The organism is Allorhodopirellula heiligendammensis (assembly GCF_007860105.1).
Taxonomy (GTDB): Bacteria; Planctomycetota; Planctomycetia; order Pirellulales; family Pirellulaceae; genus Rhodopirellula; species Rhodopirellula heiligendammensis.
Map to the genome: position 1 here is coordinate 436,962 of NZ_SJPU01000002.1, position 25,954 is coordinate 462,915.

The window sequence follows — 25,954 nt, forward strand, 5'->3', positions numbered from 1 at the left end:
GCCATGCCCGCCACCGCCATCGCCCCGCTGAAAATCGGTAATCTGACCATCGATCCGCCGATTCTGCAGGCGCCGATGGCGGGGTTCACCAATGCCGCGTTTCGACAGATTGTTCGCCAGTTCGGTGGTGCGGGCTTGCTCGCGACCGAAATGGTCAACGCCCGCGGGTTCGTCTGGATGGACGAACACGAAGCGGAGCATCCCGATCGATTGTGGGGGGTGGCGGACGAACCGCGGCCGCTGGCAGTTCAGATTTGGGACAATGATCCAGCAACGATGGCGAAAGTGGGTGCTCGCTTGGTCGAGGAGTATCAAGTCAGCGTGGTCGACATTAACTTTGGTTGTCCCGTCCGCCAAGTGACTCAAAAGGCCCATAGCGGCAGTTACCTGCTTCGCGAACCGCAGCGGATGCATGCAATCATTTCTCAACTCGTTGAAGTTTGCGCGCCGACTCCTGTCACGGCCAAGATTCGACTGGGATGCCACCCCAACAATATCAATTGCGATGAGATCGCCCGCGTCGTCGAGGAGGCCGGAGCGGCGGCCTTGACGGTACATGGCCGAACGGCGGCCGACATGTTTCGCGGCCACGCCGACTGGGACCGAATCAGCGAGATCAAGGCGCACCTGAAGCACATCCCGCTGATTGGGAACGGGGATCTCGACAGCCCCGCCAAGGTCGTCACCGCCTTTGAAAAGTACAATGTGGACGCCGTCATGATCGCCCGCGCTTGCCTGGGCCGACCATGGCTGTTTTCCCAAGCCGCCGCAGCACTGCGTGGAGAGCCGGTACCGCCAGAACCTACCATGGTTGAGCAGCGTGACGTGATGTTGAATCACTACCGGCTCGTTCTGGAGCGTTTCGGGGAGGAGAAGGCCACGATCTTGATGCGGAAGTACGCCTGCTGCTACGCCCAAGGCAAACGCGGGGCCCGGCATTTCCGCACGCATGTAGCCAAGGTCTCGACGGCGGTAGAGTTCTATGCTGTCGTGGAGGAACATTTTCCGCTCAGCCCGGCGGATTGAAAAATAGCCGCACCCCCGCCCACTCCCGTGCTCCTCATCCGCGCCGATGCCTCTGTGCAGATTGGCACCGGGCACGTGATGCGCATGATTGCACTGGCCCAGGCGTGGCGGCGACGTGGCGGCGAGGCCCATCTGCTGGCCCGTTCGCTGCCGCCCTCCTTAGCAAAGCGTTTAGAGACCGAGTCGATTGGCGTGCATCACGTGGCGGCGGCAGTCGCGGCAGACGACATCGACCAACAGGCAACCATCAACATCGCGAACCAGATTGGGGCTCGATGGGTCGTTGCGGATGGCTATGATTTCTCGCCGGAGTTTCAAGCCGCGATTCGTGACACCTCGCTGCGTTTAGCCATCGTGACCGATTTTGATTACTGCCATCGTTGGTCGGCTGACGTGATCATCAATCAAAATCCACACGCCATGCGAGAACCCTACGCGTGTCGGGTCGCCGACTGCCAGCGACTCTTCGGGACCCGGTTTGCACTGCTGAGGCAGGAATTCTTGGCGAGTAATATCGCCTCAGCAGCCCTCCAGCAACCGCGTCGGCCGCGGCTACTGGTGACCCTCGGAGGTAGTGATGCCGACAATGTTACCGGCAGCATCCTGTCCCTGATCAACCAGATGGCTAGCGCGTCGATCGATATACGCGTGCTGGTCGGCCCGGCCAACCCACATCTGGATCGACTCCGCGAACAGGCGGCTCGCCCCAGCCACCACGTGGAAGTACTCACGGGCGTCAGCGACATGCCTGCACAATATGTGTGGGCGGATGCCGCTATCACCGCGGGGGGCAGTTCGTGCTGGGAATGGATGTATTTTGGATTACCAGCAGCGATCATCGTGATCGCAGAGAACCAACAGCCCATTTACGATGAGCTTGTCGGTCAACGGATCGCCGTGGGTCTGGGGACCCCACGGCAAATCGACCGCGATGCACTCCAGCGTTTCGCACAATCAATTTCCTCGGGTGGCCGTGATTTCGATCGCTTCCGTGATTGGGTGGATGGCTATGGAGCGGATCGATGCGCTGCTGCGATGGATTCGGGCGTCTGGCTGCGGCAGGCGACGTCTGCCGACTGCCGGATGTATTTTGACTGGGCGAATGACCCGCTCGTGAGAACGAACTCGTTGCAGTCCGCCGAGATCTCGTGGAGTGAGCATTCTGAATGGTTTCGCGAGCAGCTCGGCCGTGACGACCGACGACTGTTTGTCGCGATGCGTTCAGATCGCCCGGTGGGCCAAATACGCATGTCACTGACGGCCGACAGTGAATGGCAGATCGGGTTTTCGGTCGATGCCGCGGCACGGGGTGGTGGTATAGGTACCGAGATACTGCGGTTGGGTATTGCCGCCATGCAGATCGACACAGACCCGCGATTTGTGGCCACCGTCAAACTGGCCAATGCGGCTTCCGCAAAGTGTTTTGAGCGACTGGGATGGCAACGTACGCGGCATCACGAGACCTACCAATTTCGGAACGCATGACGATGTCAACACCCCCCCGAACAATCCCCGTGGTCCGGCGACTTGACGAGCTCACAAGCGTCGAGTTGACGTTGCCGTTCGAACGACTCCGACAGTTACCCAACTGCGTGTGGCTGGATTCGGCGTCGGATCACCAGAGCGATCGCGGGCGTTATTCGTTTCTGTCTGCGGACCCGGTCGCGTGGTGCGTTGCCGATATGAGCTCGCCGGATCCGTGGCCGGTACTGCAGCAGTGGTGCCGCAGCCTGCAGCACTGTCGATTGGCTACTGAAACCCTGCCCCCGTTCTGCGGTGGCCTCGTCGCATTGATTGGGTATGAAGCAGCGTGGTGGCTCGAGCCGTCATTGCGTCCGACCAGTGATCGAGCAACATCCAACATTCCGGGGATGGCCATCGGTCTTTATGACTGGACGATTGCCGTTGATCATCAACTCAATCAGGTATGGTTGCTCAGTACCGGGTTGAGCGAAACGTTCACACTCGATGCTGGGCGTGCGGAGAAACGTGCGGACCAAGTGATGCTATGGCTCACCCAAGAGTCGCCGGTGCACGCATGCTCTGACGCAGGCGGCGATGTCGCAATTCAACCGGAATCACATGCATCCGATGGCGAAACAAGACTGCAGAGCAATTTCACCGACACTCAGTTTGCTGCAGGCGTGCAAGAGATCATTGACGGCATCTGCCAAGGTGACATGTTCCAAGTCAATCTGGCGCAAACGTTAACTCATCCTGCGACCTGTTCAGCCGGCACGCTGTACGAACGTTTGCGGCGTATGAATCCTGCTCCCTATGCAGCGTACTTTGACTGTGGTGATTATCAGGTTATCAGCTCATCGCCGGAAGGCTTTCTGCAGGTACGCAACCTCCATGACGACAAGCGGATGGTGGTCACTCGTCCGATTAAAGGAACCGTACGCCGCACCGGAGACGCGGCCACCGACGCGAGACTCGGAGAGGACCTTCTCGCCAGTGAAAAGGATCGCGCCGAGAACATCATGATTGTGGATCTGATGCGCAATGACCTATCGCGTGTATGCAAGGATGAGAGTGTCGAAGTGACGGGGCTGTGCGAGCTGGAACAGTACCAGCGGGTTCAACATCTCGTTTCGACAGTCCGCGGGGTGCTCGGCCCGGATGCGAGTATTTCTGATTTGCTCGCCGCATGTTTTCCAGGTGGCAGCATCACAGGAGCTCCCAAGGTGGAGGCCATGCGAACCATTGCGAGGTTGGAGGGATGTCCGCGAGGTGCCTACTGTGGTTCTCTCGGGTACGTCAGCCTCAGCGGCGACGCGGATTTTAATATTTTGATTCGCACCGTGACCCAAAAATCGACCGAGAACCACGCCGCCGTTTGGGAGTTTCCTGTTGGCGGCGGGATCACGGCCCGCAGCAACCCACGTCAGGAAACAGAAGAAACGTGGGTCAAAGCCGCCAGCCTCCTCGAAGCAATCGAGCTGGCAGACTAGATTGACGATGACTCTCGGAGACCAATCTCGACGCCTCTTTTTTCGGCCGTGCGCTATGAATCCTGACCAGCCCGAACCTGATCCCACGCAACCGTCCCCCGATGAGAATCCGGCCCTACGAGCACGGGTTCCCGATCACGTCGCGGGCGGTTGTTTCAGCACCGGGGCGATCGTCATGACGGGCCCGACTGAGTTCATCATTGACTTCCTGCAGACGGTAGGACGCCCCCACCGCGTCGCCGCGCGAGTCGTGATTCCGCACCCGGTCATGCCGCAGTTCGTGGAGGCGTTGCAAAAGAATCTAGACATCTATCGCAGCCGCTTTGGGGAGCCAGCGGCACCTCCGGTGCAGCCCAATCCGGAGCAACGACGCCCCACTCCTCAGGAGCTCTACGACGATCTGAAACTTCCAGATGAGGCACTGTCGGGGGCCTATGCGACCGGCGTGATGATCGGTCACGGTGCGACCGAATTCGGATTGGATTTTTTAACGAGTTTTTTCCCGCAGTCCGCGGTGAGCGCCAGGGTGTATTTGGCTGCCGGCCAAGTACCTCGGCTACTCGATTCGCTCAAGGGCGCGGTGCGTCAACTGCAAGAGCGTCGCAACCCGCCGCCGGAGCCGTTAACGGACGATGGGCCCGGAGGTCCAACGGACCCGCCGGAGGATATCGCATAAAACGCCCCATCAGTAAACAAAAAATGCTTGACAGCGATACCGCCGTCAAGCACTTGGTTTGCGTTGAGACACCCGCGATTGAATCGCACGTGAAACGGACTAGTTGTCGATTTCTTCCAGGGCGTCAGCTTTGTTCTCGCCCACTTCTTCCAATCGGTCAGCCTTCTTCTCGCCAACGTTCTCGATGGCATCAGCCTTGTTTTCAGCTGAATCGGACATATTGTCGGCGCCTTCGCGAACGTTCTCAGCAGTGTTTTGCGAGGCGTCACGGATTTGATCGGCTTGGGTTTGGGTGGTATCTCGAACTTCGTCTGCCCGCTTGTCCATTGCCGACTCTTCACAGCCGACGAAGGCGAATGTACTGACGGCCAAAACCAGAGTTGCTAGCATCTTCATCTTAATTTTCCTTGTATTTTGAAATTGGGCGACGTCGCGGAATGTTGCGGGTCGATCGTGAGTGGGGAGAAGCAAGAGCTGTGCCAAGAAACCAAGAAAGTTGATTTGGATTGATCCTGAATCGTCGTAGGAACTGTGTAATTTGCTGGATTCGGTGTAAATTTTCAAAATTTTGAAAGTGGCCGCGCAGCTCAAAGGGCCCGGTGACTGAACCACACCCCCGCAACGAAATGAACACGGTTGTCGCTTTCTAACACCCATTTCTTGGAAACGCTGCCTTTGGCGTCAAATCGATCAACATGACGCTTTGGCGGGCAAAATCATCCGGCGACGGTAATGAGATGTCGCGTCCTGGAGAGGTAGCGTTCACAATAAGGCTGCCAGCACCTCGTCAGTCTGTGAGAAATCAGCGAAAGTCTTGGTCGGATTTTCTGCGGTAAGAGATTCGATCGAGAACTCGCCGGTCGCCACCGCGATCGTTTTCGCTCCGATGGCGTGGCCGCAGCGAATATCAGCAGGAGTGTCTCCCACCACCACGACCTCAGTCACTGAATTACCGTACCGACGAGCGATGATCTCAGCGGTGCGGCGAGCTAAATCATCACGTTCGACGTGGAGACTGCCACCAGAAATCCAAGCGAACCACTGTCGGAGATCAAAATGTGCGAGTTTCTGTGTTGCCGTTTCGGGCAAATTCCCGGTCATTACTGCGAGTTCCAGTGCATCGCGACGGAATAAGTCGGTGAGGAGAGCCCGAATGCCTGGTAAGACGACCCCGCCCTGACGAGCGAGGTGGCCGCCCATTAAACTAACGTATCGGTCCCGCAACCTGCGGCAGTGCTCCTCGGTCACTTCCAGGCCATTTCGCTGCAGCAACTCCATCAACAAACTACGATCGGTGCGGCCCGAAAACACCACATCGCTGTCCGGATGGGCAACCCCGAACTCGTCCAGCATCGCCTGGGAGAGTGCCCCCCTGCCGACCCCTTTGGTCGATAGCAATGTTCCATCGATATCGAATAGAAAAACGCGCACGTCGATTTTGGCCTGCGTCACCTGAGAGAAGAAACTGAAACACGCCTATGAGTGTCCATCCGCCCAGTGTCCCAGAGCCTCGTTCGAGCGACCAGCCCCAGCTCGATAAGAGTGGTCAGCGGGTCCGTGAAATGTTTCGGCAAATCGCACCTCGCTACGATACGATGAACCATCTGCTATCGCTGAACATTGATCGTCGGTGGCGGCGAAAGGCGGTCGATCGCTTGCGCATCGATTCGCAATCGCCGATTCTGGATATCTGCTGCGGCACAGGTGACCTGGCGATTGCGATCGCGGAACGTGCTGGTGGCGGGGTCCAGGTCATCGGCAGCGATTTCTGTCACGCGATGTTGGAGATCGCGCGTGATAAAGAAGCCGCACGGGTCCAAAACGCCGCTGGTGGCAACGGGCGGGCCACCATCCCCTTCTTTGAAGCCGATTCGATGGCGTTGCCCTTCGCCGATGATCATTTTCAATGCGTGAGCGTGGCATTCGGCTTGCGAAACATTGCCGATACGGATCAGGGATTGCGGGAAATGGTCCGAGTCTGCCAACCGGGCGGGCAGGTCATGGTGTTGGAGTTCTCCCAGCCATCTCTGCCAATTCTCAAACAACTCTACGGTTTTTACTTTCGCTCGGTACTGCCCCGTGTCGGCCAAATGTTGGCGAGAAACGACAAGTCCGCCTACGCCTATCTCCCCGCTTCGGTCGGCCAATTTCCGTGCGGCGAGCGGCTCGCCGAGCGGATGCGTGACGCGGGCCTGCAGGACGTTTGCTTCCAATCGTTAACACTCGGCGTGGCCACGATCTATGTCGGCAACAAGCCCGGTGCAGTGGCACCCGCTCACGGTGACGCGGCGAACCGCCAAATGCCTGAGGCGGCCCACGCATGACTGATCCCGTGATGCGACCGCGCCGCATTGTCGTTGCGATCACCGGTGCCAGTGGCGCACCCTACGCGGTGCGACTGTTGCAGGCACTCCGTGTTGCTGGGGTCGAAATCCACCTGACCATGAGCCCCAGCGGTGCGGCGGTGATCGCTCAAGAACTCGGTCTCAAACTCGATCTTCGCCATCCCGATCTCGATGGTTTGATCACCTGCGTGCCAACCTGGTCGACCGCATTGCCGATGGAGTTCGACTCACCATTGGGAGAGCTTGGCAACGAGTATTTCCACTACCACCAGCACGACGATTTTTTCACACCGATCGCCAGTGGCTCATTTGTGACCGATGCCATGGTGATCTGCCCATGCAGCGGCAGCACACTCTCAGGTATCGCTCGCGCGGCTGCGGCAAATTTGATTCAACGCGCAGCAGAGGTTCATCTGAAAGAGCATCGCAAGCTCATTGTGGTGCCTCGCGAGACCCCTTTGAGCGTACTGCAATTGGAAAACATGCAGCGACTCGCCGCTGCCGGCGCGGTGGTTCTCCCTGCGATGCCAGGTTGGTATCACGGTGTCACACGGCTTGAGGACTTGGTTGACTTCGTGGTCGCCCGCATCCTCGACCAGATCGGTGTGGAAAATAAGCTGATCTCACGCTGGAAAGACACGTCGAGTGAGGCGATCCGATGAGCATCCAATCCAAGCTGTCTGAGTGGCTCGGCCTCATCCGTTTCTCGCACACCATTTTTGCCCTCCCGTTCGCAATTCTGGCTGCTTTCTTGGCATGGGCGACACCGCTCTCGGTATCGTCGAACGCCACGCCCGCGATCCGAATGACCGACGTGATCGGCGTGTTAATGTGCATGGTCTTTGCGCGCAGCGCCGCGATGGCCTTCAATCGCTTAGTCGATCACAAAATGGATGCGGAGAATCCGCGGACGGCATCACGGCATCTACCTGCCGGGCGATTGTCACGGCGCGGCGTGCTGATCTTTACAGTCACTTGCTCGCTCGGATTCATCGCCTCGACGCTGCTGTTCCTACCGAACCGTCTGCCCTTCTACGGATCGATTCCGGTACTCGCGTTTCTACTCGGTTATTCACTTGCCAAACGTTTCACGGCATCGGCTCATCTGTGGCTAGGCGTTGCACTGAGCCTATCGCCTCTATGCGTATGGGTCGCAATTCGCGGACCACATTTTTCGTGGGAATTCGTCCACATCCCATTGTTGTTGGCCGGTGCGATTGCGTTCTGGGTCGCGGGGTTTGACATTCTGTACGCGTGTCAGGACGCTGAGTTTGATCGAGCCGCCGGACTGCATAGTGTGCCGAGTCGATTTGGAGTTGCTGGTGCGATGCGGATCGCGATGGTGATGCACGTGATCATGCTCGGATTCCTCGCCGCACTTGTCTACACCGGACATGCCGCCGGCCTGGGGTGGCTGTTCGCCGCCGCAGTTGGGTTGACAGCGATCTTGGTGATGGTCCAGCATTGGCTGGTCCGTCCAGACGACCTTAGCCGCGTCAATGCCGCGTTTTTCCAAACCAACGCCATCATCAGTATCGTTCTTTTGATGGCCGGAGCCATCGACACATTCATTTAGTAAGAGTTCTGAAAACGAAGGCCCCGTCAGACATGCTCTGCCTTCCTGTTCCCTGAACCTTGCATCCCTCCCTTTTTTCAATCCCTATTATGCTTTCTTCAGAACTGAACGCTCGGTTTCGTGAAATTCGCGACAAGGTCGAAGCCAACGAACGATTGTCACTCGACGACGGTTTGTTTTTATACGAGCCCGAGGTATCGCTCCAAGCCGTGGGGGAGTTGGCCAATTTTGTGCGTGAGCGGCTCAATGGAAATGTCGCGTATTACAACATCAACACACATCTCAACCCGACCAACGTCTGCGTGTACCGTTGTCGGTTCTGTGCCTTCCGCAAAGACTTGCGTGACGAGAGTGGGTACGCGATGACGGACGAGCAGGTGCTCGAGCGGGGCCGTGAAGCGACCGCCAATGGTTGCACGGAGATGCACATTGTCGGTGGGCTCCATCATCAGCGCAAATATGAGTGGTATCGTGATTTGATTTCGCTGCTGAAAACAAATTTCCCCCAGATCCACTTGAAAGCATGGACTGCCGTGGAAATCGATTGGTTCCGGTTCCAGACGAAAAAATCGTTCCGCTGGGTACTCGAAGACATGCGGGCGGCGGGACAGGGCAGCATGCCAGGCGGTGGCGCGGAAATTTTTCATCCCGAGGTCCGCGATCAACTCTGCGAGCACAAAGCCAATACGCCCTCGTGGATCGAAATCCATAAAACCGCTCATGAAATCGGCATGAAAACCAACTGCACAATGCTGTATGGGCATGTTGAGAAAGCATACCACCGGATCGACCATCTGATGCGACTGCGTGAACTCCAAGACAAAACGGGAGGCTTTCAAGTCTGCATTCCGCTGGCATTTCACCCAGAAAACACCCAGCTATCCGATATTAAAAAGCCATCGGGGCTGATGGACTTGCGGACCGTGGCGATTAGCCGATTGATGCTGGACAACATCCGACACATCAAGGCCTACTGGATTATGCTCGGAATCGAGACGGCGCAGACGGCGTTGGCCTACGGTGCGGACGACCTCGACGGTACCGTTCGTCACGAATTGATCTACCACGACGCCGGTGCAACCACTCCGGAATTTCTCTCCGTCGACCAGATCCAGCAATTGATCCGCGAAGCGGGCCGGGAACCAATCGAGCGGGACACGACTTACAACCGTGTGATCCGCGACGCCGACGATTTCACGAAGTGGCATTCCGGCGAAAGCGTCGATGCCGAACTGGCTGCCGTTTGACCCAAATGGCAGCGGTTTTCAGTCGGTATTAGTGGGCCCAAACGAGAGGGCCCTCCGCCCTGGTGGAGACGGAGACGCCATGCCAGGAACGACGACGAAACCTGAACTGGCGTGCCATCTCGCTTGGTTGCTGTCCCCTACCGGGACTCAAATTCCTTGCCAACGTCGCCTTGCCAACGTTCTCGCCCAAGAACTCGTTTCGACAAGCCAATGCACGTCAGATGTGAAACCCTACTGAGAAACCAATGCCGAAGCGTGCCGAATAATCGGTAGCACGCATTGCTCCATCGCGGTCGTCACGGCACCGGTCGAACCCGGCAGCGCGAACAGGACCACTTGGTTGATGCGGCCTGCGGTGGCGCGGCTGAGCATCCCCTTGGGACCAATCTCCGCGATCGAAAGGGCTCGAAAATGCTCGCCGAAACCGGGTAAGCGGACCTCCAGCAATGAATCGATTACATCGACGGCCATGTCACGTGGAGCGATGCCGGTACCGCCCGTTGTGATGATCGCGTGGAGTGACGTATCGGCGGTGAGCTCGCGGATTCTCTTGCGCAACGGCTCGGCGTCGTCGCTCATGATCAAACGCTCGGCAACGACATGCCCAGCATCTCCAAGCAGCTTGGCGACCCGGTCGCCGCTGCGGTCATCCGCGCTCGTTCGGGTATCACTCAGTGTGATCACGGCTACCCGCAATGCAGATTCGGTATTGACATTGCCGCAGCCACAATCGGGCGAATCACACGTGTGAGTTGATGGATGAATGGTCATGAGGAAGGGATTCCAAAGATGGATGGTGAGACGTCGGTCAGCCGGGAGGCCTGTTCCTACGTTAGTCGAATCTCAATCCGGTCAGCGAGTTGCCGGATTAGAAAAGACTCCTGCAGTGGCTGGCGGTTGATGAGTTGAATCCCGGTGGCAAGATCATATTGCCAGCCGTGCCATGGACAGGTCACGCAGCCGTCCCGGACGACACCATCGGCTAAAGGGCCGCCTTGGTGGGAGCACATCCCATCGATGGCGTACCAGGATCCCGCGTGGCGAAAAACTGCGATCACCCGATCGGCGAGTAACACTTCGATGGCAAAGTCCTCACCGGCATCGATTTGCTGGCGGGAAATCGTCTTGACCTTCCCATCGCTGGCCGGTCGATCGTCGGTGATTCTCGCGGCGAGCAGCCAGTCACCTTCGTCCGCATTCGCCGGTGTTTCAGGGGGCTCGTTGGTATTGGCTTGAGAATCAGACATACCGGCATCTTACTCAGGGTGATGGTCGAGGCGGTAGTCGGGGCGTTACAATTCGAACCAAACGATCAGTCTGCCACACAAAAGGATTTCAACCAGATGAACCGGCAATCTTCGCCAACTCGATTTTGGCAATCGCTTTTTCACGTCGGTCGTGCCTCGGCACTGCGGCTCATTCCCATCGTCGCGTGCGTCTATCTCGCCGCTACCTCACCGGCACATGCCGCTGATCCTCCCCCGCCAGACGCTCAGTCTGACTCAAAAACAAACCAAGAAACCACTCAGGATGATAACGTGGCCGAATCCGCCAGCCTGCCCAAACTGCTTCGCAGCGTGGAGGGAATCTCCCAATACGAACTCGACAATGGCGTGCAGATTCTACTGTTCCCCGACGAGAGCAAAGAGGTCGTGACGGTCAACATGACCGTATTCGTCGGCTCGCGTCACGAGGGGTACGGCGAAGCTGGGATGGCGCACTTGCTCGAACACATGTTGTTCAAAGGCACGCCAACTCATCCAACGGTGCCGAAATCCCTGACGGAACGTGGCGCTCGCTTTAACGGCACGACTTGGATGGATCGAACGAATTACTACGAGACGCTTCCTGCGAGCGAAGACAATCTCGAGTTTGCCGTCAATTTGGAAGCCGACCGGTTGGTCAACAGCTTCATCCGCGGCGAGGATCTGGCGAGTGAAATGACGGTCGTTCGCAACGAATTCGAGCGTGGAGAAAACTCGCCCACCCGCGTGCTGATGCAGCGCATGGAGTCGGCTGCTTACGATTGGCACAATTACGGCAAGTCGACGATTGGCAATCAAAGCGACATTGAGCGAGTGCCAGTGATCAAGCTACGGGAGTTCTATCGCAAGTTCTACCGACCTGACAACGTGATGGTGATCGTGGCTGGAAAGTTTGATCCCGACCATGCGCTGTCCACCATTCAAGCTGCGTTCGGGCCGCTCGTCGTGCCGAACAAACCGATCAATGAAACCTACACTGTCGAACCGCCCAAAGACGGCGAACGCACCGTCGTCCTCCGCCGCGTGGGCGACGTTCAAGCCGTGGGTGCCAACTATCATATTCCCGCCGGCAGTCACCCTGACTACGCCGCTGTCAAAGCGCTCACCGTCGTGCTCGGCGATGAACCCAGCGGTCGGCTGTACAAAGCCATGGTGGAAACGAAAATCGCCAGCAGCGTGTATGCAATGGCCTATGGATTCCGCGAACCCGGTCTGTTGATGGCGTTGGCGGAGGTGCCCAAAGACAATTCGCTCGAGCAAGCACGTGTCAAACTAATCGAAGTCCTCGAGGACTCGTGGGATGAGAACCCGATCACGGAGGCTGAGGTCGAGCGAGCGAAGTCGCAGATTCTCAAGCAACGCGACATGGCCAGTGCCGACACCGACCGCATCGCTGTCACTCTCAGCGATTGGGCCGCCCAGGGTGATTGGCGGTTGTACTTTCTGTATCGCGACCAAGTTGAGGCGCTGACAGTCGAACAGGTCCGTGCTGCGGCAAAGAAATATCTCGTCCGAAACAACCGCACCGTTGGCCTGTTCATCCCCAGCGAGGAATCCGAGCGTGTCAGCATCCCGGAATCACCGGACTTGAACGTCGTCCTGAAAGACTACCGTGGCCGCGAAGCTGTGGCCGCAGGCGAAAGCTTTGATCCCGATCCGAATGTGATCGAGAAACGAGTGCTTCGCGGTGATTTGGTCGGCGGAATTAAATATGCGTTGCTACCGAAGAAAACGCGCGGCGATTCGGTCTCGTTGAAAATGACCATCCGCTTCGGCACGCCCACCTCGCTGAAGGACAAAATGGGCGCTGTTGAACTGCTGGGTCTCTTGATGGCGCGAGGCACGACCAAACTGACGTATCAAGAACTGCAGGACGAGTACACGCGGCTCAAAGCCGACGTCTCCATCTACACGCTGATGGGGTTGCTTAACGTCGATGTGAAAACGAAACAAGAGAACCTGCCGAAAGTTATTGAGCTGATTGGCGACGTGATCAAGACGCCACTGCTCGATGAGCATGAGTTCGAACTGATCCGACAACAGGCCGTCACGAGCCTACAGCAGAGCAAAACGGAGCCGAACGCTTTAGCGCCACGCAAGGTCCAACAACTCTTATCGCCGTATCCCAAAGATGATATTCGCTATGTGATGACGATCGATGAAGAGATTGCAATGTACGAAGCAGCGACGACCGAACAGGTCCGCAATCTGCACGCAGAGTATCTCGGCAATCAAGCGGGGGAACTCGCAGTCGTAGGCAATTTCGAACCTGCGGAGATCATCAAGTCAGTCAAAACGCAACTCGAAGGCTGGACGACCGACCAGCCCTACGTGCGGATCGATCGACCGGCTCATCCTGATGTTCCTGGTCAAGTCGTCACGATCAACACGCCCGACAAATCCAACGCGCTGCTCTACAGCAGTGAGCAATATGCCTTGTCTGATCTCGATCCCGAATACGCAGCATTGACGCTCGGCAACTTCGTGCTCGGCGGCGGCTCGCTCAGCAGTCGCTTGGCAGACCGCGTGCGACAACAGGAAGGGCTGTCCTACGGCGTGCGCAGCGGGCTGTCACCGCGTCCCAAGGACGATCGCGTCGACTTGACGCTGTACGCGATCACAAACCCGGACAATAAAGACAAGCTGATGAAAGTCATTCGCGAGGAAGTCGACCGGTTGATCGCCGACGGCGTGACACCGCAAGAATTGGAAGCAGCCAAGCAATCATACCTGCAAGCTGCTCGCATCTCTCGCACCGGCGATGCGTCATTAGCGTCGATGCTCTTGATGTCCATGTTCACCGACCGCACGATGTCGGCGGTGGCCGAACAAGAACAGCAAGTTCGCGACGCCACGATTGACCAAGTCAACGCGGCGATCAAGAAGTACATCGACCCCGACAAACTCGTGACCGCTATCGCTGGGGATTTCAAGGAATAAGGAATCTCAGCGATTAGGATTGAGGGTTCAGAAAGAGACGTTTGCAGTCTACTTTTCTGAACCCTTTTCCGCTTTGCTCGCTTTTTCCCGCTGGGACCGCGGTTTGGATGCCTTTGTCCCGGTACCTACCCCTGCTTGAATGAACTGCTGATCGAGCTCGGTCGGCCGTGCGTTTTCGAACTGATCGAGGACCGCTTGCAATTCGCTTCTGGCACGCTCAGCATCGGGGCTCAAGCGGCGGCCCTTGAGATTCAGTTCTTCAAAAGGATCGTCTTCGAGGTTAAAGAAATCCCCTGTCCGGTAGAGCTTGAAACGATGGTTGAAAACGCATTCCCGCACAGTCGAATCTCGACGTTGACGCGGCGAATACCACGTATAAAGCCATTCTCGGGATTGACTGGGTTCGCCCTTCAACTGTGGTAGGAAGCTAACCCCGTCGACGTCGCCGGGGACATCCACACCCGCCGCATCACAGATCGTCGGTAGGAAATCCGTACTGCTGATGAGACTTTGGTTCACCTTGGCCGTTTGGATCGCAGCCGGCCAACTCGCGATCAAGGGGACGTGCGTGCCGCGTGCGTTGGTCAACCCCTTTCCACCCCGGTAGGGCTTGCCTTGGAACTGCGTCGTGATCGAAACGTGCGTGCCGTTATCGCCAAGAAATAGTATCAGTGTATTGTCACGAATGCCCAATTCCTCCAGTTTTGCAACTACATTTCCAACCATCTCGTCGGTAAATGCCGTCATGTCAGCGAAGTGTTTGACATCTTTCTGCACAGCTTCACTGCTGATGGTGGGATCCCAATCCGAACTGTCAGGGGTCGGCTGAAAGGGCGAGTGTGTGAGAATCATCGGATAGTACAGAAAAAATGGCTGATCCCGATGGCGGCTGATGAACTCCAGTGCGAAATCATTGACGAGCTGTGGCCCATACTCACCTTCACTAAAATCCTTAGCTACACCGTTGTATTCGAGGCCAGGGTTGGCGTATCTCGGAGGCCGCCGAGTTTGCTGCCAGAGGCACGACTCATCAAAACCAAAATGCTGTGGCGAATCCGCCTCACTGCCGAGTTGCCATTTGCCACAGATACCAGTGGCGTAGCCGGCTCGCTTCACCAAGTGAGCAAACGTGGTTTCTGAACGTGGCAACACCCCGAACTGCAAATAGTTGCGAATGTTGTATTTCCCAGTCATCATTTGAACGCGCGTGGGAGTACAAAGCGGCTGCACGTGACAGTTCTCGAACCTGATCCCCGCGGCAGCAAGCCGATCGATATGCGGGGTCTCATACGACTCGCCGCCGTTCGCAGTGACGCACTCAAATCCAAAGTCATCGACCATAATCAGAATGACATTGGGCGGGGCCGCGGGGACCTGATTGGCAGCAACCATCAACGCGAAAACAATAACAATACGTTTTATCATCTCTTCATTTACCAAAGGGTTGGCGGACGGTGAAGTGGGAACCAATCGGGTTGCTATCGGGAGGAAATTTTTCGGCTCGCCACGTGACGGTTCCGCGGTACGAGCCTGTCAACGAGCCCGACGAAGCTCTAACGAAAGCATACTCCCAATGCATTGTCTGGTTGTCACGAATGGCCTCGATTAGCAGCAGCACTTCTGGATCGTTTCCTTGGACAAACGCGAAAACCGCTCCATCAACGACACCTCGCGCCTTCTCGGGCGACGGTACCTGATACCGATAAAGGGGAGTGGGCATGCGCCGCAGCTCCTGGCGATCCGAATCGTCGCTGTTGAAGCCCACCAGTGTGGCCGAGAATAAACTTGCGAAATGCTTGATCTGACGAAGTCGCACCGCGGGGTTGGGCGAGGGTGGATCGGTACCTTCGATCTGATGGAAGACGGCAGCGGACTCCGCCGGCTGCCACTGCACTCCAGTGTCATAGCTCAGTCGCAAATTGGCTTGACGCGACAACACATCCAGCTCATGGCAGACATTCCCGTCCCACGGATAGATGTTCACGGCGGCAACAGGACGTCCCTCGTCAATGCAGAATGCCAATAAGCCATCGACCACTGGAGCGTTTTCGCCTACACGTTCGGCATTGAAAAACGAGAGTACAGTGACAACTCGAATCGGGCTCCGCCCGTCCACCGCGTCCACCCTGAGAGCATCGAAAGAACTCCGTGACGCAACGATCTGAGCGCTGATCGCATTTGCGCCTGTCTGGCCAGGTGCTAGCCCCACGAACACGAGGTTCCCAAGGAGCATCGTAATTAAAAACATGTCTCGCATTTTCATCGTTTCTGCCAGCTTGCACCAGCAACCTCCACTCTTGACTTCGCGACTAGCTGAAAAAAAGTGACTACGCCAGCGAGCACTCCCTCATGAGTTCCGCTACCATAGACACCATGTCTACAACACACTTTAACACCGCTGCCCACGCGGTGCATGCTTCCTTATTGCTCTCACTCGCCTTGTGCATCCCTAAACTGTGCTCCGGGCAGGACATTCAGGGCGAGACGAACCAAGTCGCTGCTGAATCGGAATCCAGTCAGGATGGGGTGCGGAGTCGGCACATGCTCTATCGGTCGATCGCCAGCGGTTTGCAGTTTGTCCCGTCCGCAGATGCGCTCAGACCGTTGAAGCTCAGCGACGCGCCCGTCTTGACCTGGGCTTCATTGGGGGGATGGTCAGGTGATGTCTTTGTCTGGACTGGCAATGGACAAATTCAAATTGTCGGATGTGTTGGCTCGCAGGAAACCGATGCTGGTCCGAAGGTATTCTTAGAGTTCCATTCATTCGCCAGCTCCCCGATTGCCAGTGTGCGGCTGGATCCATCGGCAACATGGAGGGTGCCCATCGAGATGAACCCAGCGATACCCATTCCCGGAGCTCCAACACCCTCGACTTCCGCCCGCCGCCGACTACTCCAACTTCGCTCGCTAGCGAAGTGGTTCTCCGTGGGCATGCAGCTCACCGATGAACGCAAGGAAGCGTCCTTGCGACTTCTACCGCAACCTTTAGCGAGGGAATCAAACGACGACGCTGACGTGATCGACAGCGCCCTGTTCGCGTTTGTCTCGTCAGCGGGCACCGACCCCGAAGCCCTGCTATTAATCGAAACGGGTAATGTTGATGAAAAACTCACCTTTACCTACCAAGCCGCTCGATTGACCACTCGCGAAATCTGGATGTCGCTCAAGGGAGTCGAAATCTGGCGAGTGCCAGCTTTCACGAACTACTCCCCCGGCGCAACAATCAACGACGACTACTTTTTCCACAATGTCAGCGACTGAGACGGACGCATAATTCTCCGCTCCCGATCACGCATCAGGCGAGCCCCTGCAGCACCACTCACCGCAACGGCGAGGCCTCGGGGTGATAGGTCACGTACTGCCTAATGTGATCCAAACCGACGTCCGACATTTTCCCATTTCCGTGCCTACTGCATGAGGCTGTGAATCGTGACAGACGGGACGCAACCGTCCTGCCGGCAAGCCGTGTAGGCAACGCTCCGCATTCGCCAATGAAACGCGGCCCGTTGGGCACGCGGTTTAATGAGTTGTTCAGGAAGACTTTTTCCGTCGTACTTTGAAGCAAAAAGAGGGGGCAGAAAAATCTATTCTGCTGTGGGGCCTACTCCATTAGTCGCCGGCGACAATCACGACGACGACCGCGGCGGTCAGGACGGCCGCTCCGAGAAACCGGGTGAACAGAGTCGACCGGCTCAAGTTCGCCTCGCTCCCTCCCCAGATCCGAGCGGCGAGCCAAGCGAGCCCCACGCCCCACAGTCCTCGCAGGGCATACACCACGTTCACTCGCGCTGCATCACCGAACATGCCCACGGCCAACACGATGCAGAATGCCTGCAGCGCCACCAGGACGGCACCTGGCAATACGAGCCTCAGGATTTCGACGCGTCTTAAGTCCGACCATTGGACCCACGGCACCAGCAGCAGCGAGGCGGCGCCGACGGTCCAGTAGATGGCAGGCAACAATCGCCCAGGGCCCCACTGCGGCGACCAACGTTGCACCAAAACGTCGAAGGTTGCGAAACAACCGGCTGCTGACAGCGCGAATACAAGCGTCAGCCAAAGATGATGACGCTTGCCTTCGCCCGTCCACTGAATCAGTCCGATGCCCAGGGTAGCTAAGCATGCAGCAATCCAAATCGAAACTCGCAGAGGTGTCGCCTCCACAACCGTCAATAGCAGGGCGACAAAAATGACTTTGATCCCAAACACCGGTGTCGCGACGGAAACGTCTCCCTTCTGGATCGCCAAAAAGGTGCACGACAGCCCCATGAGATAGAGACCTGCGATCAGAACCGGTTGCCACCACCTGTCGACAGGAGGCACCTCACCTCCGAGCAGCCATAGCAACGAGAAAACCCCCGCCGCACAGAGATTAGCCACAAATAAGAAGGTCAGCGGCCCAATCCCTGCCAAGCTCGCACGCTTGGTGAAAATCATGCCACCGATAAACAGAAGACTGGCCGATAGCGGTAGCAGGAGATGCATCATGCGGCACAACATATCCGCTGCACCGGTTCGGCGTTAGCCAACGCACACTCCATCAAACCGCTTCGGAAAACTCAACTCGTGAAATTTGTGAACGCTAAAATTCAAAAACCACTAAACACTCGCTGTTAACCCAACCGGTCGGTTGCGATGTGGTAATGGGGATCCTCGCTAACGTTAATCTCGACCAAGTCGCCCGCCTTGTCGAGTAATTTGCGGCACTCTTCACTCAGGTGTGTCAGATGCAAACGTTTTCCTGCGGCTAAATATTTCTCTGAAACCGTGTTGATGGCCTCGATTGCCGATTGGTCATACACCCGCGTGTAGTAGAAATCGATAACGACATCTTCGGGATCTTCCGCAACATTGAACATGTCTTTAAACGATGAGACGGAGGCAAAGAACAGCGGACCGTGGAGCTGGTAAATTTTGCTGCCGAACTCATTGAATTTCTCATCGGCGGCGATGTGCGTGGCATGTTGCCAAGCGAATACCAAAGCCGACACAATCACGCCAATAATGACAGCTGAGGCGAGGTCGTGCATGATCACGGTATAACCGGCGACGAGTACCATCACGAACATATCGCTCCGGGGCATCCGGCGGAACATTTTCAGCGACGCCCACTCAAATGTACCAATCACGACCATGAACATCACACCCACCAACGCTGCCATCGGGATCTGCTCGATCCAACGCGCAAAGAACAGCACGAAGGCGAGCAAGCAAACTGCGGCAGTGATGCCTGAGAGTCGTCCACGACCGCCCGAATTGACGTTGATCAGCGATTGGCCAATCATCGCACAGCCCCCCATCCCGCCAAAGAAGCCGCACACCAGATTAGCGACGCCTTGCCCGATACACTCACGATTACCCTGTCCGCGTGTTTCGGTAATTTCGTCAATGAGCGTCAGCGTCATCAATGACTCGATCAGCCCCACGCCACAGAGGACAATCGCGTAGGGAAAAATTATTTTTAGAGTTTCGAAATTCAAAGGAGCCAGGTCGTACTCACCCATAAAGAATGGTACGGGCAGCCCACCGCTAATTCCCGTTTCGACTTCGGGCAGCGCACCGTCAGGTCTCGCAGCGGCGGGCGGCGTCAGTCGGTCGACACCGGACTGCATCGCTTCGCCAATCGGTGCAGCTTTGGCGCTCACCAACGTCAATGAGTCCACGTGAGCGTAGGCGTTAGTATCCAACTGCCCCTGAGCCGTCCCGTGGTAGCTCGCGACATCCTCGCGTCGCTCTTGGATGATCGCCGCCTGGGTGTTCGTCTTGAGCATGTCGCCAACAGTGGCCAACATGTTCTGACCGCTACTCGTTGACATCGATTGGTTGACGGCCACCGATAGGAATGTGACCGTCAGAATGGCAGCGAGTGATGCGGGCACAGCCGTGGTCAGTTTCGGCAGTAAATAGATGATCGCCATCGTCAGCACGACCATCACCAGCATGATCACGAGCGGTGTACCGGTTAAATAGACGAGGTTGCCGCTGTCCGAAAGTGTTTTAAAACTGCCCAACTGAGCCATACCGATCACAATCGCCAGTCCATTGACAAATCCTAACATCACGCTGTGGGGTACCATGCGAATGAGCTTACCGAGTCTGCCAATCCCCACGGCGACCTGCAGCAGCCCGCACAATATCACCGCGGGAAAGAGGTACTCGACCCCATTTTCATGAACCAAGGCAACTACGACCACAGCCATCGCACCTGTCGCACCCGAAATCATACCCGGTCGCCCGCCAACCACTGCCGTGATCAGCCCGATAAAAAATGCGGAATAGAGACCGATCAGAGGCGAAACCCCCGCGACGAAGGCGAACGCGATCGCTTCGGGGACGAGTGCCAGTGCCACGGTAATCCCGGACAGCAAATCATTTTTGAAAGAGTTCGATTGATGACGGAAGAAATTCAGCATGGCGATTCAGCGCGGATTCTTGAAACTTATAATATTTGAGGCCGATATTAGCCGCCGATAACGATCGGTCAACGTCGACAGACGTATTCCATCATGGGTCTTCAAACGCGTGATATGATCAAACGCCGCGCAGCGTCGCAGTGGATCCCACTAAGGACAATCTGCGGGCCTGAGGGCACCACCCCGCGAATATTGTCGAGGCGCGCCAGAATCCCATCAGCCCAGGATGTTTTTTGAGAATATTTGTGCGGGCGATTTTTACGCAAGTGCCAGTCAATTGGCGTGCCCGTCGCGAGCCGACTGCCGTGAGGTCGTGGGTCACCGCCAGCCCGGAAGCTTACGCGGCTCGGCTCACGAATCCGCCCGACCGCTTACGCCGCTCGGCTTACCTCAATGCCCGGGCGACTTGCGCTGAGTCGCCGAAGACGGTACAAACACAACACCCAACATCTGACCCTAATTCACTTGCGGAGCCAGCCATATGACTGATCAACCCACCCATCCTGCTCCCTCTGGACGCCCTGCATCGACGCATGGACCAGCACCCGGCGGTCCCCCACCAGGCGTTCGGCCTCAGGCAGCTCTGCCTGAACCATCGTTGATCCCAGAGCAGGGCTGGCATGTCGGTCATTTCTTCTACCGTTTTCGCCGTGATCAGCTTGATGCACCCCTTTCACCCGAGGTCTGCCAGCAATTCTGCGACGCACTGGCGCCGAGCGACGACTGCCTTCCTGAGCGGCTGGCGTCGTATTGGACGAGTGGCCATGAAGCGGATTTTGGCGTCATTGTAATGGACCCGCATCCGGGCAAAGTCGATGCGATTCACCAGGCCCTACTGGCCCCTGGCATCGGTCGCTGGATCGAGCCCGCCTGGTCGTTTACCTCCGTCAGTGAAGTCAGCGAGTACGTCCCCTCTGTCGAAGCCTACCGGGAACGGCTGATCCGCCAGGGAGGCGAACCCGACTCGCCTGAGCTAGCCGCAAAAGTAAGCGCCTACGAACGGCGTTTACCGATGATGAACCGCAATCGCCTGCAACCCGACATCCCCGACTGGCCAGCTGCCTGCTTCTATCCGATGAACAAAAGCCGCGTGCCGGGAGCGAACTGGTTTACCGAGCCGTTCAGCTTGCGAAATCAGATGATGGCCGAACACGCCCAGAGCGGGATGGCGTTCGCAGGCAAAGTCAGCCAATTGATCTCGGTCGGCGTGGGGTTGGATAATTGGGAGTGGATGGTGACTCTGTGGGGCCGCAATCCGGAATACTTAAAAGAGATCGTCTACAAGATGCGATTTGATGAGGCGAGTGCGAAATATGGTGAATTTGGCCCCTTCTTTGTCGGCTACCGCGCCGACGGCCGAGAGATCCTGGACCACTGCCGGATGACCGGTTAAGCCCGCCCGTGACGCGGCATCGCGCCCGTGACGTGGCATCGCGCCCGTGACGTGGCATCGTGCATGTGAAGTGGCATCGCGCATGTGACGTGTTGTCCGTACCAAGCATCCTGTCAGTGATTTCCATCCTCACTGGCACCTCGCCGGATTGCGTGGTTTTGCAATCGCGACAATCCGGGCAATCGGAACACTGAAGCAACGGCGAGTAATGGACTGGCTCGATAACCGATCAATATTCAAGGCGACTCGCAATCAACTTCCGAAACATCGACGGAAGTATGCGCACCACAATTGAATACTGTGTCAGGAACGATCATGCCCACCCCCAACCGAGCATCGGCAACGCTTGCCATCCTGATCTGCATGGCATTTACCACTGCGTCGGCGCACGGTCCATTCGGCCTCTTTTCCAATCTTTCGCCTGCCACGGGCCGAAGCCCGCGTGAACTCTCCGAAGAAGATGAGATTGAGACCGATCGCGACTCGTTCACATTGGCAACCGGAGTGGTCGGAAAAAGTCGGCTGGTAATCGAGTCAGCCTATTCGTTCGTGGACAACCGCAATGTTCCCGAAACCCACAGCCTGCCCGAGTTGATCGCGCGCTACGGGATTACCGACAATTTTGAGCTGCGACTGGGATACAACTATGAAGTTGGCGGAGCAGGAAATCCCGTTTCCGGCAACGTCCCAGATGAATTCGAAGAAACAGCAGATCTCGAACGCGGAGCACGGGTCATCTACGGCGCCAAATACCGCGTCAGTCGTCAACTTGGTGGGATGCCTGAGAGCTCCGTTCTGATTCAAGGCTTCACCCCCGTACGCGGCATCGACACCGCTACCCAGCTCTCGGCCACGTATGTCTTCGGCTGGCAGCTGCCCAACGAATGGGAGTGGGATTCAGCGGTCCGCTATGGGACGGGATCTTTCGAAGATGATCATTTCAACGTCTGGTCCCCATCGACGGTGATCAAGATACCGGTAGGAGAGAAATGGAAATTTCATGCTGAATACTTCAGCGTGAACACTGATGGTCGTGCTAAAGAAAGCACGCAGCAATTCTTTAGCCCTGGCGCTCACTACCTGATCACACCGAACCTAGAGATTGGCCTCCGAGTGGGCTGGGGGCTCAATACGCAAACGCCCAATTTCTTCAGCAACGTTGGTGGCGGCATTCGCTTCTGAGCTCCTCGCGTAAGACCATGCATCGCAACGCGAGCGCCCCCCAGGAGAGTCGCTCGCGTTCGCTCGCACAGCTTTTACCCACAGGCAAAATGGAAGTTGCTCGGGTGCTATGGAAAACTGGTCCCGCAACCGACGGCGCCGTCCATGAGGCTACTTCGGAGGAACAGTGAGATGATTTCACGATTTTGGGTACCAGCGGCGGGGCTGGACGCTGTCCGGTGCCTCACGGAACTCGGCTCACCACAGTCGACTAAAACAACAACCCGTCAAGGCTCTCGGTGCGTTTGTTAAACGATCCGGAACTCTTGACGGGCTAAGCTAGGGGCAAATGGAATTGCATTTCGGTCGGGACAGCGGTCCCGCCTTACTTTGCAGCAGCTTTCTTCGCGGCCGCTGCGGCTCGTTTCTCGGCGGCGGTGCGGTAGTCGACGACGTCCCAAACCAGACCGACGGCGCGGAGCAACCGGATCGACTGCCACGTGATGTCGAACTCCCACCACTTGTGCCCGTGTTTGGCCATGCGGGGGTAAGCGTGGTGATTGTTGTGCCAGCCTTCACCGTAGGCGACGATCGCGACGAGCCAGTTATTACGGCTATCGTCGGTTGTCTCGTAATTCTTGTAACCGAACATGTGCGAGGCGCTGTTGACCATCCAGGTAGCGTGCAGCACGAAGACGAGTCGCACAAACATGCCCCACAGCAGCATTGACATGCCCATGTAGAATCCACCGAAATAGTATCCGCCACCGAACAGAGCCAGCGACACCACGATGTGAATCGGCAGGAAGAGCTTGTCAAAGGCACGCATCATCGGGTCGCGGTACAAATCGGGTGCCCAACGCTCTAGGTATTCTTGGCGATCGCCGTTGTGAGTGTGAAAGGCCAGCCACGTCATGTGGCTCCAAAAACCGCCGTCGTGCGGCGAGTGCGGGTCGCCTTCTTGGTCGCTGTGGGCGTGATGTTTGCGGTGATCGGCAACCCAATCCAATGGCGAACCTTCGCCTGCGAAACAGCCGATGCCGGCAAACAGGTAGCGAACCCAATTATATGTTTTCATGCCGGTGTGGGTTAGCATGCGGTGATACCCCAAGCAAATGCCCAGGCTGCCGGCGATCCAGTGCAACACAAACGCCGTCACCACGGCTTGCCAGCTGAAGTAAAACGGAGCCGCAAGACAGGCGAGGTGAGCGATCGCTAACCAACCAATCGCCCAGTAGCTCAGGTTATCCGAGCGAACGCGTTCCGCTTTTGTCGGACGCGCCATGTCACGCTTCTTCGCCGCCTTCTGATCTACCAGTGAAGAAAACCCGTCGGCATCTTCGGCTGCTGGGCGGTGCAAGCCCCGCTCGCTATCCAGACTTGGGGCGTCCTCAAGGCCCGGACGATTCCAGACTTCGGCGTCGAGCGGGTCGAGCGTTTCGGTATCCGCTGCATGAGCGACGTCAGAAATCGGATGATGGTGATTATTTTTTCCGCCGCGATTGCGGGAGGGTTCGGTAACAGTCGACATGAGAGTGCGATCCTGAACTCGTCGTGCGAATGGGATAGGTGATACTGCCACATAGAATACAGGTGCTCCTGACGTCCCATGTCACATGCGTTGCACTACTATGTAACGGCTTTGTAATTGTTTTGATGACATTTCGGGCGCAGCCACTCTCGGCTGGCCGAGAATTGAATAATTCCACTAAAAAAGCTGCAAAAAGCCCAATGCCTGCCAACTCCGATGCTGCCCCGGATACCGTCACATTGAATTCGAAATCGCGACCGAGCGGCCCTGGTTTTGTCGATTTTTTTGGACAGTTGGACTTGCGTGATCGACTTCTCCGGTTGCTTCGCAAGTACTTTCACGAAAATGGGTTCCGCGAGGTCCAGCCACCTTGCCTCAGCCGCGACTGCGTGGTCGACGCCTATCTCGATCCCATTGTCATTCCCGGCACAGAGCTGGGGATGCCACAGTCGACTTCGGAGAGCACCCCGCCTCAGTACTACTTGCAGACCTCTGCGGAGTCTGCGATGAAACGGCTGTTGGCCCAAGGTGCGCCCTCCATTTTCGCCATCTCCCCAGTCTTTCGGCGTGGGGAGGTTGGCGTTCGGCACAACGTCGAATTCACCATGCTCGAATGGTACGAGGTTGGCGGTGACGCCACCTCGGCCATCGAACTCCTCGGAAATCTCGCCGCCCTCATCTTTGAGACGTCCCGTTTTGACACCGTCAGTTACCGGGACGCGTTTACCGAACATCTGAGCATTGATCCCATTGAGGCCCCCATCGAGCAGGTTTCGAAACTCGTCGGAGGGATCGACGCGGAGCTCGCGATATCAATTGGTTCGGACCGCGACTCGCTGCTCGATGTCCTGTTGTCACATTTCGTCGAACCGCAACTCGGTAAAGCGGTGCCCACGATCTTAACCCGATATCCGGTGACGCAGGCTGCTCTGGCGAGGCCCTGCGAAGATGACCCGCGATTCGCGCATCGGTTTGAACTGTTCTATCGCGGCATTGAATTAGCCAACGGGTATGACGAGTTACTCGACGCCGACGAACTGGTCCGGCGTTATCAGCTCAACAACGAAATACGGTGTCAAACGGGACGGCAACCGCTGGCCGTGGACACGACCCTCGTCGCGGCGATGCGGCGCGGATTGCCGGCCTGCAGTGGTGTTGCGGTCGGAGTCGATCGACTGCAGATGCTACTCAGCGGGGCTCGCTCGATTGACGAGGTCATCCCGCTGCCGATCACGATTGCGTGACCATATCGACCGCCCGCTCCGCCCGCCATGAGTAGCAACGCCAATCGACAGGGGGTCCGCACTCGGCGAGATCCCGGTGGGAAGCAATCGTGGGGCGACGCAACTCAGACCACCGGAGCCCTCGGGCTCGGTGATCACCCTCCCACGCAGGCCCGGTCTCCTGCTATGATTCGCCCCTACGCG

General features: G+C 57.1%; 22 protein-coding genes. 13 read left to right on the forward strand and 9 right to left on the reverse strand.

Annotation, left to right across the window (positions count from 1 at the left end; genetic code table 11):
• Window positions 1-3: 3 nt before the first annotated feature.
• The 4 genes from dusB to Poly21_RS11960 are packed head-to-tail and all read left to right on the forward strand — an operon-like array spanning window position 4 to window position 4,656.
• Entirely contained in the window at window positions 4-1,026 is a 1,023-nt protein-coding gene (dusB, locus tag Poly21_RS11945; RefSeq protein ID WP_146407267.1) for a tRNA dihydrouridine synthase DusB, read from the forward strand.
• A 27-nt stretch (window positions 1,027-1,053) separates the two neighbouring features.
• Complete coding sequence (pseG, locus tag Poly21_RS11950) at window positions 1,054-2,511, forward strand: UDP-2,4-diacetamido-2,4,6-trideoxy-beta-L-altropyranose hydrolase (protein WP_302118746.1); 1,458 nt, start codon at window positions 1,054-1,056, stop codon at window positions 2,509-2,511.
• 2 nt (window positions 2,512-2,513) lie between these two features.
• Window positions 2,514-3,980 carry an anthranilate synthase component I family protein gene (locus tag Poly21_RS11955; RefSeq protein WP_302118747.1) on the forward strand — a complete coding sequence of 489 codons (1,467 nt, stop codon included), beginning with the start codon at window positions 2,514-2,516 and terminating at the stop codon, window positions 3,978-3,980.
• Between the two features lie 55 nt (window positions 3,981-4,035).
• Window positions 4,036-4,656: a DUF3467 domain-containing protein gene (locus tag Poly21_RS11960; protein ID WP_146407270.1), complete on the forward strand. Its 621-nt coding sequence runs from the start codon at window positions 4,036-4,038 to the stop codon at window positions 4,654-4,656.
• 99 nt (window positions 4,657-4,755) lie between these two features.
• Here Poly21_RS11960 and Poly21_RS11965 read toward each other — a convergent pair whose 3' ends face one another.
• Both Poly21_RS11965 and Poly21_RS11970 read right to left on the reverse strand, forming a co-directional pair.
• Complete coding sequence (locus tag Poly21_RS11965) at window positions 4,756-5,052, reverse strand: hypothetical protein (RefSeq protein WP_146407271.1); 297 nt, start codon at window positions 5,050-5,052, stop codon at window positions 4,756-4,758.
• Window positions 5,053-5,418: 366 nt separating this feature from the next.
• Window positions 5,419-6,108, reverse strand: coding sequence for an HAD family hydrolase (locus Poly21_RS11970; RefSeq protein WP_146407272.1), 690 nt, complete (start codon window positions 6,106-6,108; stop codon window positions 5,419-5,421).
• A 26-nt stretch (window positions 6,109-6,134) separates the two neighbouring features.
• Here Poly21_RS11970 and ubiE point away from each other — a divergent pair, with 26 nt between their 5' ends.
• The 4 genes from ubiE to mqnE all read left to right on the forward strand — a co-directional run bounded on the left by ubiE (window position 6,135) and on the right by mqnE (window position 9,824).
• Window positions 6,135-6,980, forward strand: a complete 846-nt coding sequence (gene ubiE / locus Poly21_RS11975; RefSeq protein ID WP_146407273.1) for a bifunctional demethylmenaquinone methyltransferase/2-methoxy-6-polyprenyl-1,4-benzoquinol methylase UbiE — start codon at window positions 6,135-6,137, stop codon at window positions 6,978-6,980.
• The gene (locus Poly21_RS11980) at window positions 6,977-7,663 is read left to right on the forward strand and encodes a UbiX family flavin prenyltransferase (protein WP_146407274.1); all 687 of its coding nucleotides are present in this window, start codon (window positions 6,977-6,979) and stop codon (window positions 7,661-7,663) included. Before ubiE ends, Poly21_RS11980 begins: the two co-directional genes overlap by 4 nt.
• Window positions 7,660-8,577 carry a UbiA-like polyprenyltransferase gene (locus Poly21_RS11985; RefSeq protein ID WP_146407275.1) on the forward strand — a complete coding sequence of 306 codons (918 nt, stop codon included), beginning with the start codon at window positions 7,660-7,662 and terminating at the stop codon, window positions 8,575-8,577. Before Poly21_RS11980 ends, Poly21_RS11985 begins: the two co-directional genes overlap by 4 nt.
• A gap of 89 nt (window positions 8,578-8,666) precedes the next feature.
• Complete coding sequence (mqnE, locus tag Poly21_RS11990) at window positions 8,667-9,824, forward strand: aminofutalosine synthase MqnE (RefSeq protein ID WP_146407276.1); 1,158 nt, start codon at window positions 8,667-8,669, stop codon at window positions 9,822-9,824.
• A 231-nt stretch (window positions 9,825-10,055) separates the two neighbouring features.
• Here mqnE and Poly21_RS11995 read toward each other — a convergent pair whose 3' ends face one another.
• Both Poly21_RS11995 and Poly21_RS12000 read right to left on the reverse strand, forming a co-directional pair.
• A complete protein-coding gene (locus Poly21_RS11995) occupies window positions 10,056-10,595 on the reverse strand; it encodes a MogA/MoaB family molybdenum cofactor biosynthesis protein (protein ID WP_146407277.1) in 540 nt (179 codons plus the stop codon).
• Between the two features lie 56 nt (window positions 10,596-10,651).
• A complete protein-coding gene (locus Poly21_RS12000; RefSeq protein ID WP_146407278.1) occupies window positions 10,652-11,071 on the reverse strand; it encodes a Rieske (2Fe-2S) protein in 420 nt (139 codons plus the stop codon).
• 96 nt (window positions 11,072-11,167) lie between these two features.
• Here Poly21_RS12000 and Poly21_RS12005 point away from each other — a divergent pair, with 96 nt between their 5' ends.
• Window positions 11,168-14,029 carry a M16 family metallopeptidase gene (locus Poly21_RS12005; RefSeq protein WP_302118749.1) on the forward strand — a complete coding sequence of 954 codons (2,862 nt, stop codon included), beginning with the start codon at window positions 11,168-11,170 and terminating at the stop codon, window positions 14,027-14,029.
• A gap of 48 nt (window positions 14,030-14,077) precedes the next feature.
• On the opposite strand, the gene Poly21_RS12010 is transcribed toward Poly21_RS12005, so the two are convergent.
• Both Poly21_RS12010 and Poly21_RS12015 read right to left on the reverse strand, forming a co-directional pair.
• Window positions 14,078-15,454, reverse strand: coding sequence for a sulfatase family protein (locus Poly21_RS12010; RefSeq protein ID WP_146407279.1), 1,377 nt, complete (start codon window positions 15,452-15,454; stop codon window positions 14,078-14,080).
• 4 nt (window positions 15,455-15,458) lie between these two features.
• Window positions 15,459-16,292: a hypothetical protein gene (locus Poly21_RS12015; RefSeq protein WP_302118750.1), complete on the reverse strand. Its 834-nt coding sequence runs from the start codon at window positions 16,290-16,292 to the stop codon at window positions 15,459-15,461.
• A 110-nt stretch (window positions 16,293-16,402) separates the two neighbouring features.
• Between Poly21_RS12015 and Poly21_RS12020 the strand changes: the two genes are divergently transcribed.
• On the forward strand, window positions 16,403-17,290 hold the full coding sequence (locus tag Poly21_RS12020; RefSeq protein ID WP_146407281.1) for a hypothetical protein: 888 nt from the start codon (window positions 16,403-16,405) through the stop codon (window positions 17,288-17,290).
• Window positions 17,291-17,638: 348 nt separating this feature from the next.
• Here Poly21_RS12020 and Poly21_RS12025 read toward each other — a convergent pair whose 3' ends face one another.
• A complete protein-coding gene (locus Poly21_RS12025) occupies window positions 17,639-18,517 on the reverse strand; it encodes a DMT family transporter (RefSeq protein ID WP_302118751.1) in 879 nt (292 codons plus the stop codon).
• A 125-nt stretch (window positions 18,518-18,642) separates the two neighbouring features.
• Window positions 18,643-20,442: a SulP family inorganic anion transporter gene (locus tag Poly21_RS12030; RefSeq protein WP_146407282.1), complete on the reverse strand. Its 1,800-nt coding sequence runs from the start codon at window positions 20,440-20,442 to the stop codon at window positions 18,643-18,645.
• A gap of 583 nt (window positions 20,443-21,025) precedes the next feature.
• Here Poly21_RS12030 and hemQ point away from each other — a divergent pair.
• Entirely contained in the window at window positions 21,026-21,835 is an 810-nt protein-coding gene (gene hemQ, locus Poly21_RS12035) for a hydrogen peroxide-dependent heme synthase (RefSeq protein ID WP_146408632.1), read from the forward strand.
• A gap of 315 nt (window positions 21,836-22,150) precedes the next feature.
• Complete coding sequence (locus tag Poly21_RS12040; protein ID WP_302118752.1) at window positions 22,151-23,017, forward strand: transporter; 867 nt, start codon at window positions 22,151-22,153, stop codon at window positions 23,015-23,017.
• 364 nt (window positions 23,018-23,381) lie between these two features.
• Here Poly21_RS12040 and Poly21_RS12045 read toward each other — a convergent pair whose 3' ends face one another.
• Window positions 23,382-24,527 (reverse strand): acyl-CoA desaturase, encoded by a 1,146-nt coding sequence (locus Poly21_RS12045; protein ID WP_146407283.1) that lies wholly within the window; start codon window positions 24,525-24,527, stop codon window positions 23,382-23,384.
• 200 nt (window positions 24,528-24,727) lie between these two features.
• Between Poly21_RS12045 and epmA the strand changes: the two genes are divergently transcribed.
• On the forward strand, window positions 24,728-25,771 hold the full coding sequence (gene epmA / locus Poly21_RS12050; RefSeq protein ID WP_146407284.1) for an EF-P lysine aminoacylase EpmA: 1,044 nt from the start codon (window positions 24,728-24,730) through the stop codon (window positions 25,769-25,771).
• Window positions 25,772-25,954 lie beyond the last annotated feature (183 nt).

Coding starts and splice junctions, on each gene's coding strand:
- Poly21_RS11985 (WP_146407275.1), top strand. CDS start 7,660: ATGAGCATCCAATCCAAGCTGTCTGAGTGGCTCGGCCTCATCCGTTTC.
- Poly21_RS12025 (WP_302118751.1), bottom strand. CDS start 18,517: ATGATGCATCTCCTGCTACCGCTATCGGCCAGTCTTCTGTTTATCGGT.
- Poly21_RS12015 (WP_302118750.1), bottom strand. CDS start 16,292: ATGAAAATGCGAGACATGTTTTTAATTACGATGCTCCTTGGGAACCTC.
- Poly21_RS11955 (WP_302118747.1), top strand. CDS start 2,514: ATGTCAACACCCCCCCGAACAATCCCCGTGGTCCGGCGACTTGACGAG.
- Poly21_RS12040 (WP_302118752.1), top strand. CDS start 22,151: ATGCCCACCCCCAACCGAGCATCGGCAACGCTTGCCATCCTGATCTGC.
- Poly21_RS12000 (WP_146407278.1), bottom strand. CDS start 11,071: ATGTCTGATTCTCAAGCCAATACCAACGAGCCCCCTGAAACACCGGCG.
- Poly21_RS11980 (WP_146407274.1), top strand. CDS start 6,977: ATGACTGATCCCGTGATGCGACCGCGCCGCATTGTCGTTGCGATCACC.
- dusB (WP_146407267.1), top strand. CDS start 4: ATGCCCGCCACCGCCATCGCCCCGCTGAAAATCGGTAATCTGACCATC.
- Poly21_RS12030 (WP_146407282.1), bottom strand. CDS start 20,442: ATGCTGAATTTCTTCCGTCATCAATCGAACTCTTTCAAAAATGATTTG.
- Poly21_RS12005 (WP_302118749.1), top strand. CDS start 11,168: ATGAACCGGCAATCTTCGCCAACTCGATTTTGGCAATCGCTTTTTCAC.
- Poly21_RS11995 (WP_146407277.1), bottom strand. CDS start 10,595: ATGACCATTCATCCATCAACTCACACGTGTGATTCGCCCGATTGTGGC.
- mqnE (WP_146407276.1), top strand. CDS start 8,667: ATGCTTTCTTCAGAACTGAACGCTCGGTTTCGTGAAATTCGCGACAAG.
- Poly21_RS11960 (WP_146407270.1), top strand. CDS start 4,036: ATGAATCCTGACCAGCCCGAACCTGATCCCACGCAACCGTCCCCCGAT.
- Poly21_RS11965 (WP_146407271.1), bottom strand. CDS start 5,052: ATGAAGATGCTAGCAACTCTGGTTTTGGCCGTCAGTACATTCGCCTTC.
- Poly21_RS12045 (WP_146407283.1), bottom strand. CDS start 24,527: ATGTCGACTGTTACCGAACCCTCCCGCAATCGCGGCGGAAAAAATAAT.
- Poly21_RS12020 (WP_146407281.1), top strand. CDS start 16,403: ATGTCTACAACACACTTTAACACCGCTGCCCACGCGGTGCATGCTTCC.
- epmA (WP_146407284.1), top strand. CDS start 24,728: ATGCCTGCCAACTCCGATGCTGCCCCGGATACCGTCACATTGAATTCG.
- ubiE (WP_146407273.1), top strand. CDS start 6,135: ATGAGTGTCCATCCGCCCAGTGTCCCAGAGCCTCGTTCGAGCGACCAG.
- Poly21_RS12010 (WP_146407279.1), bottom strand. CDS start 15,454: ATGATAAAACGTATTGTTATTGTTTTCGCGTTGATGGTTGCTGCCAAT.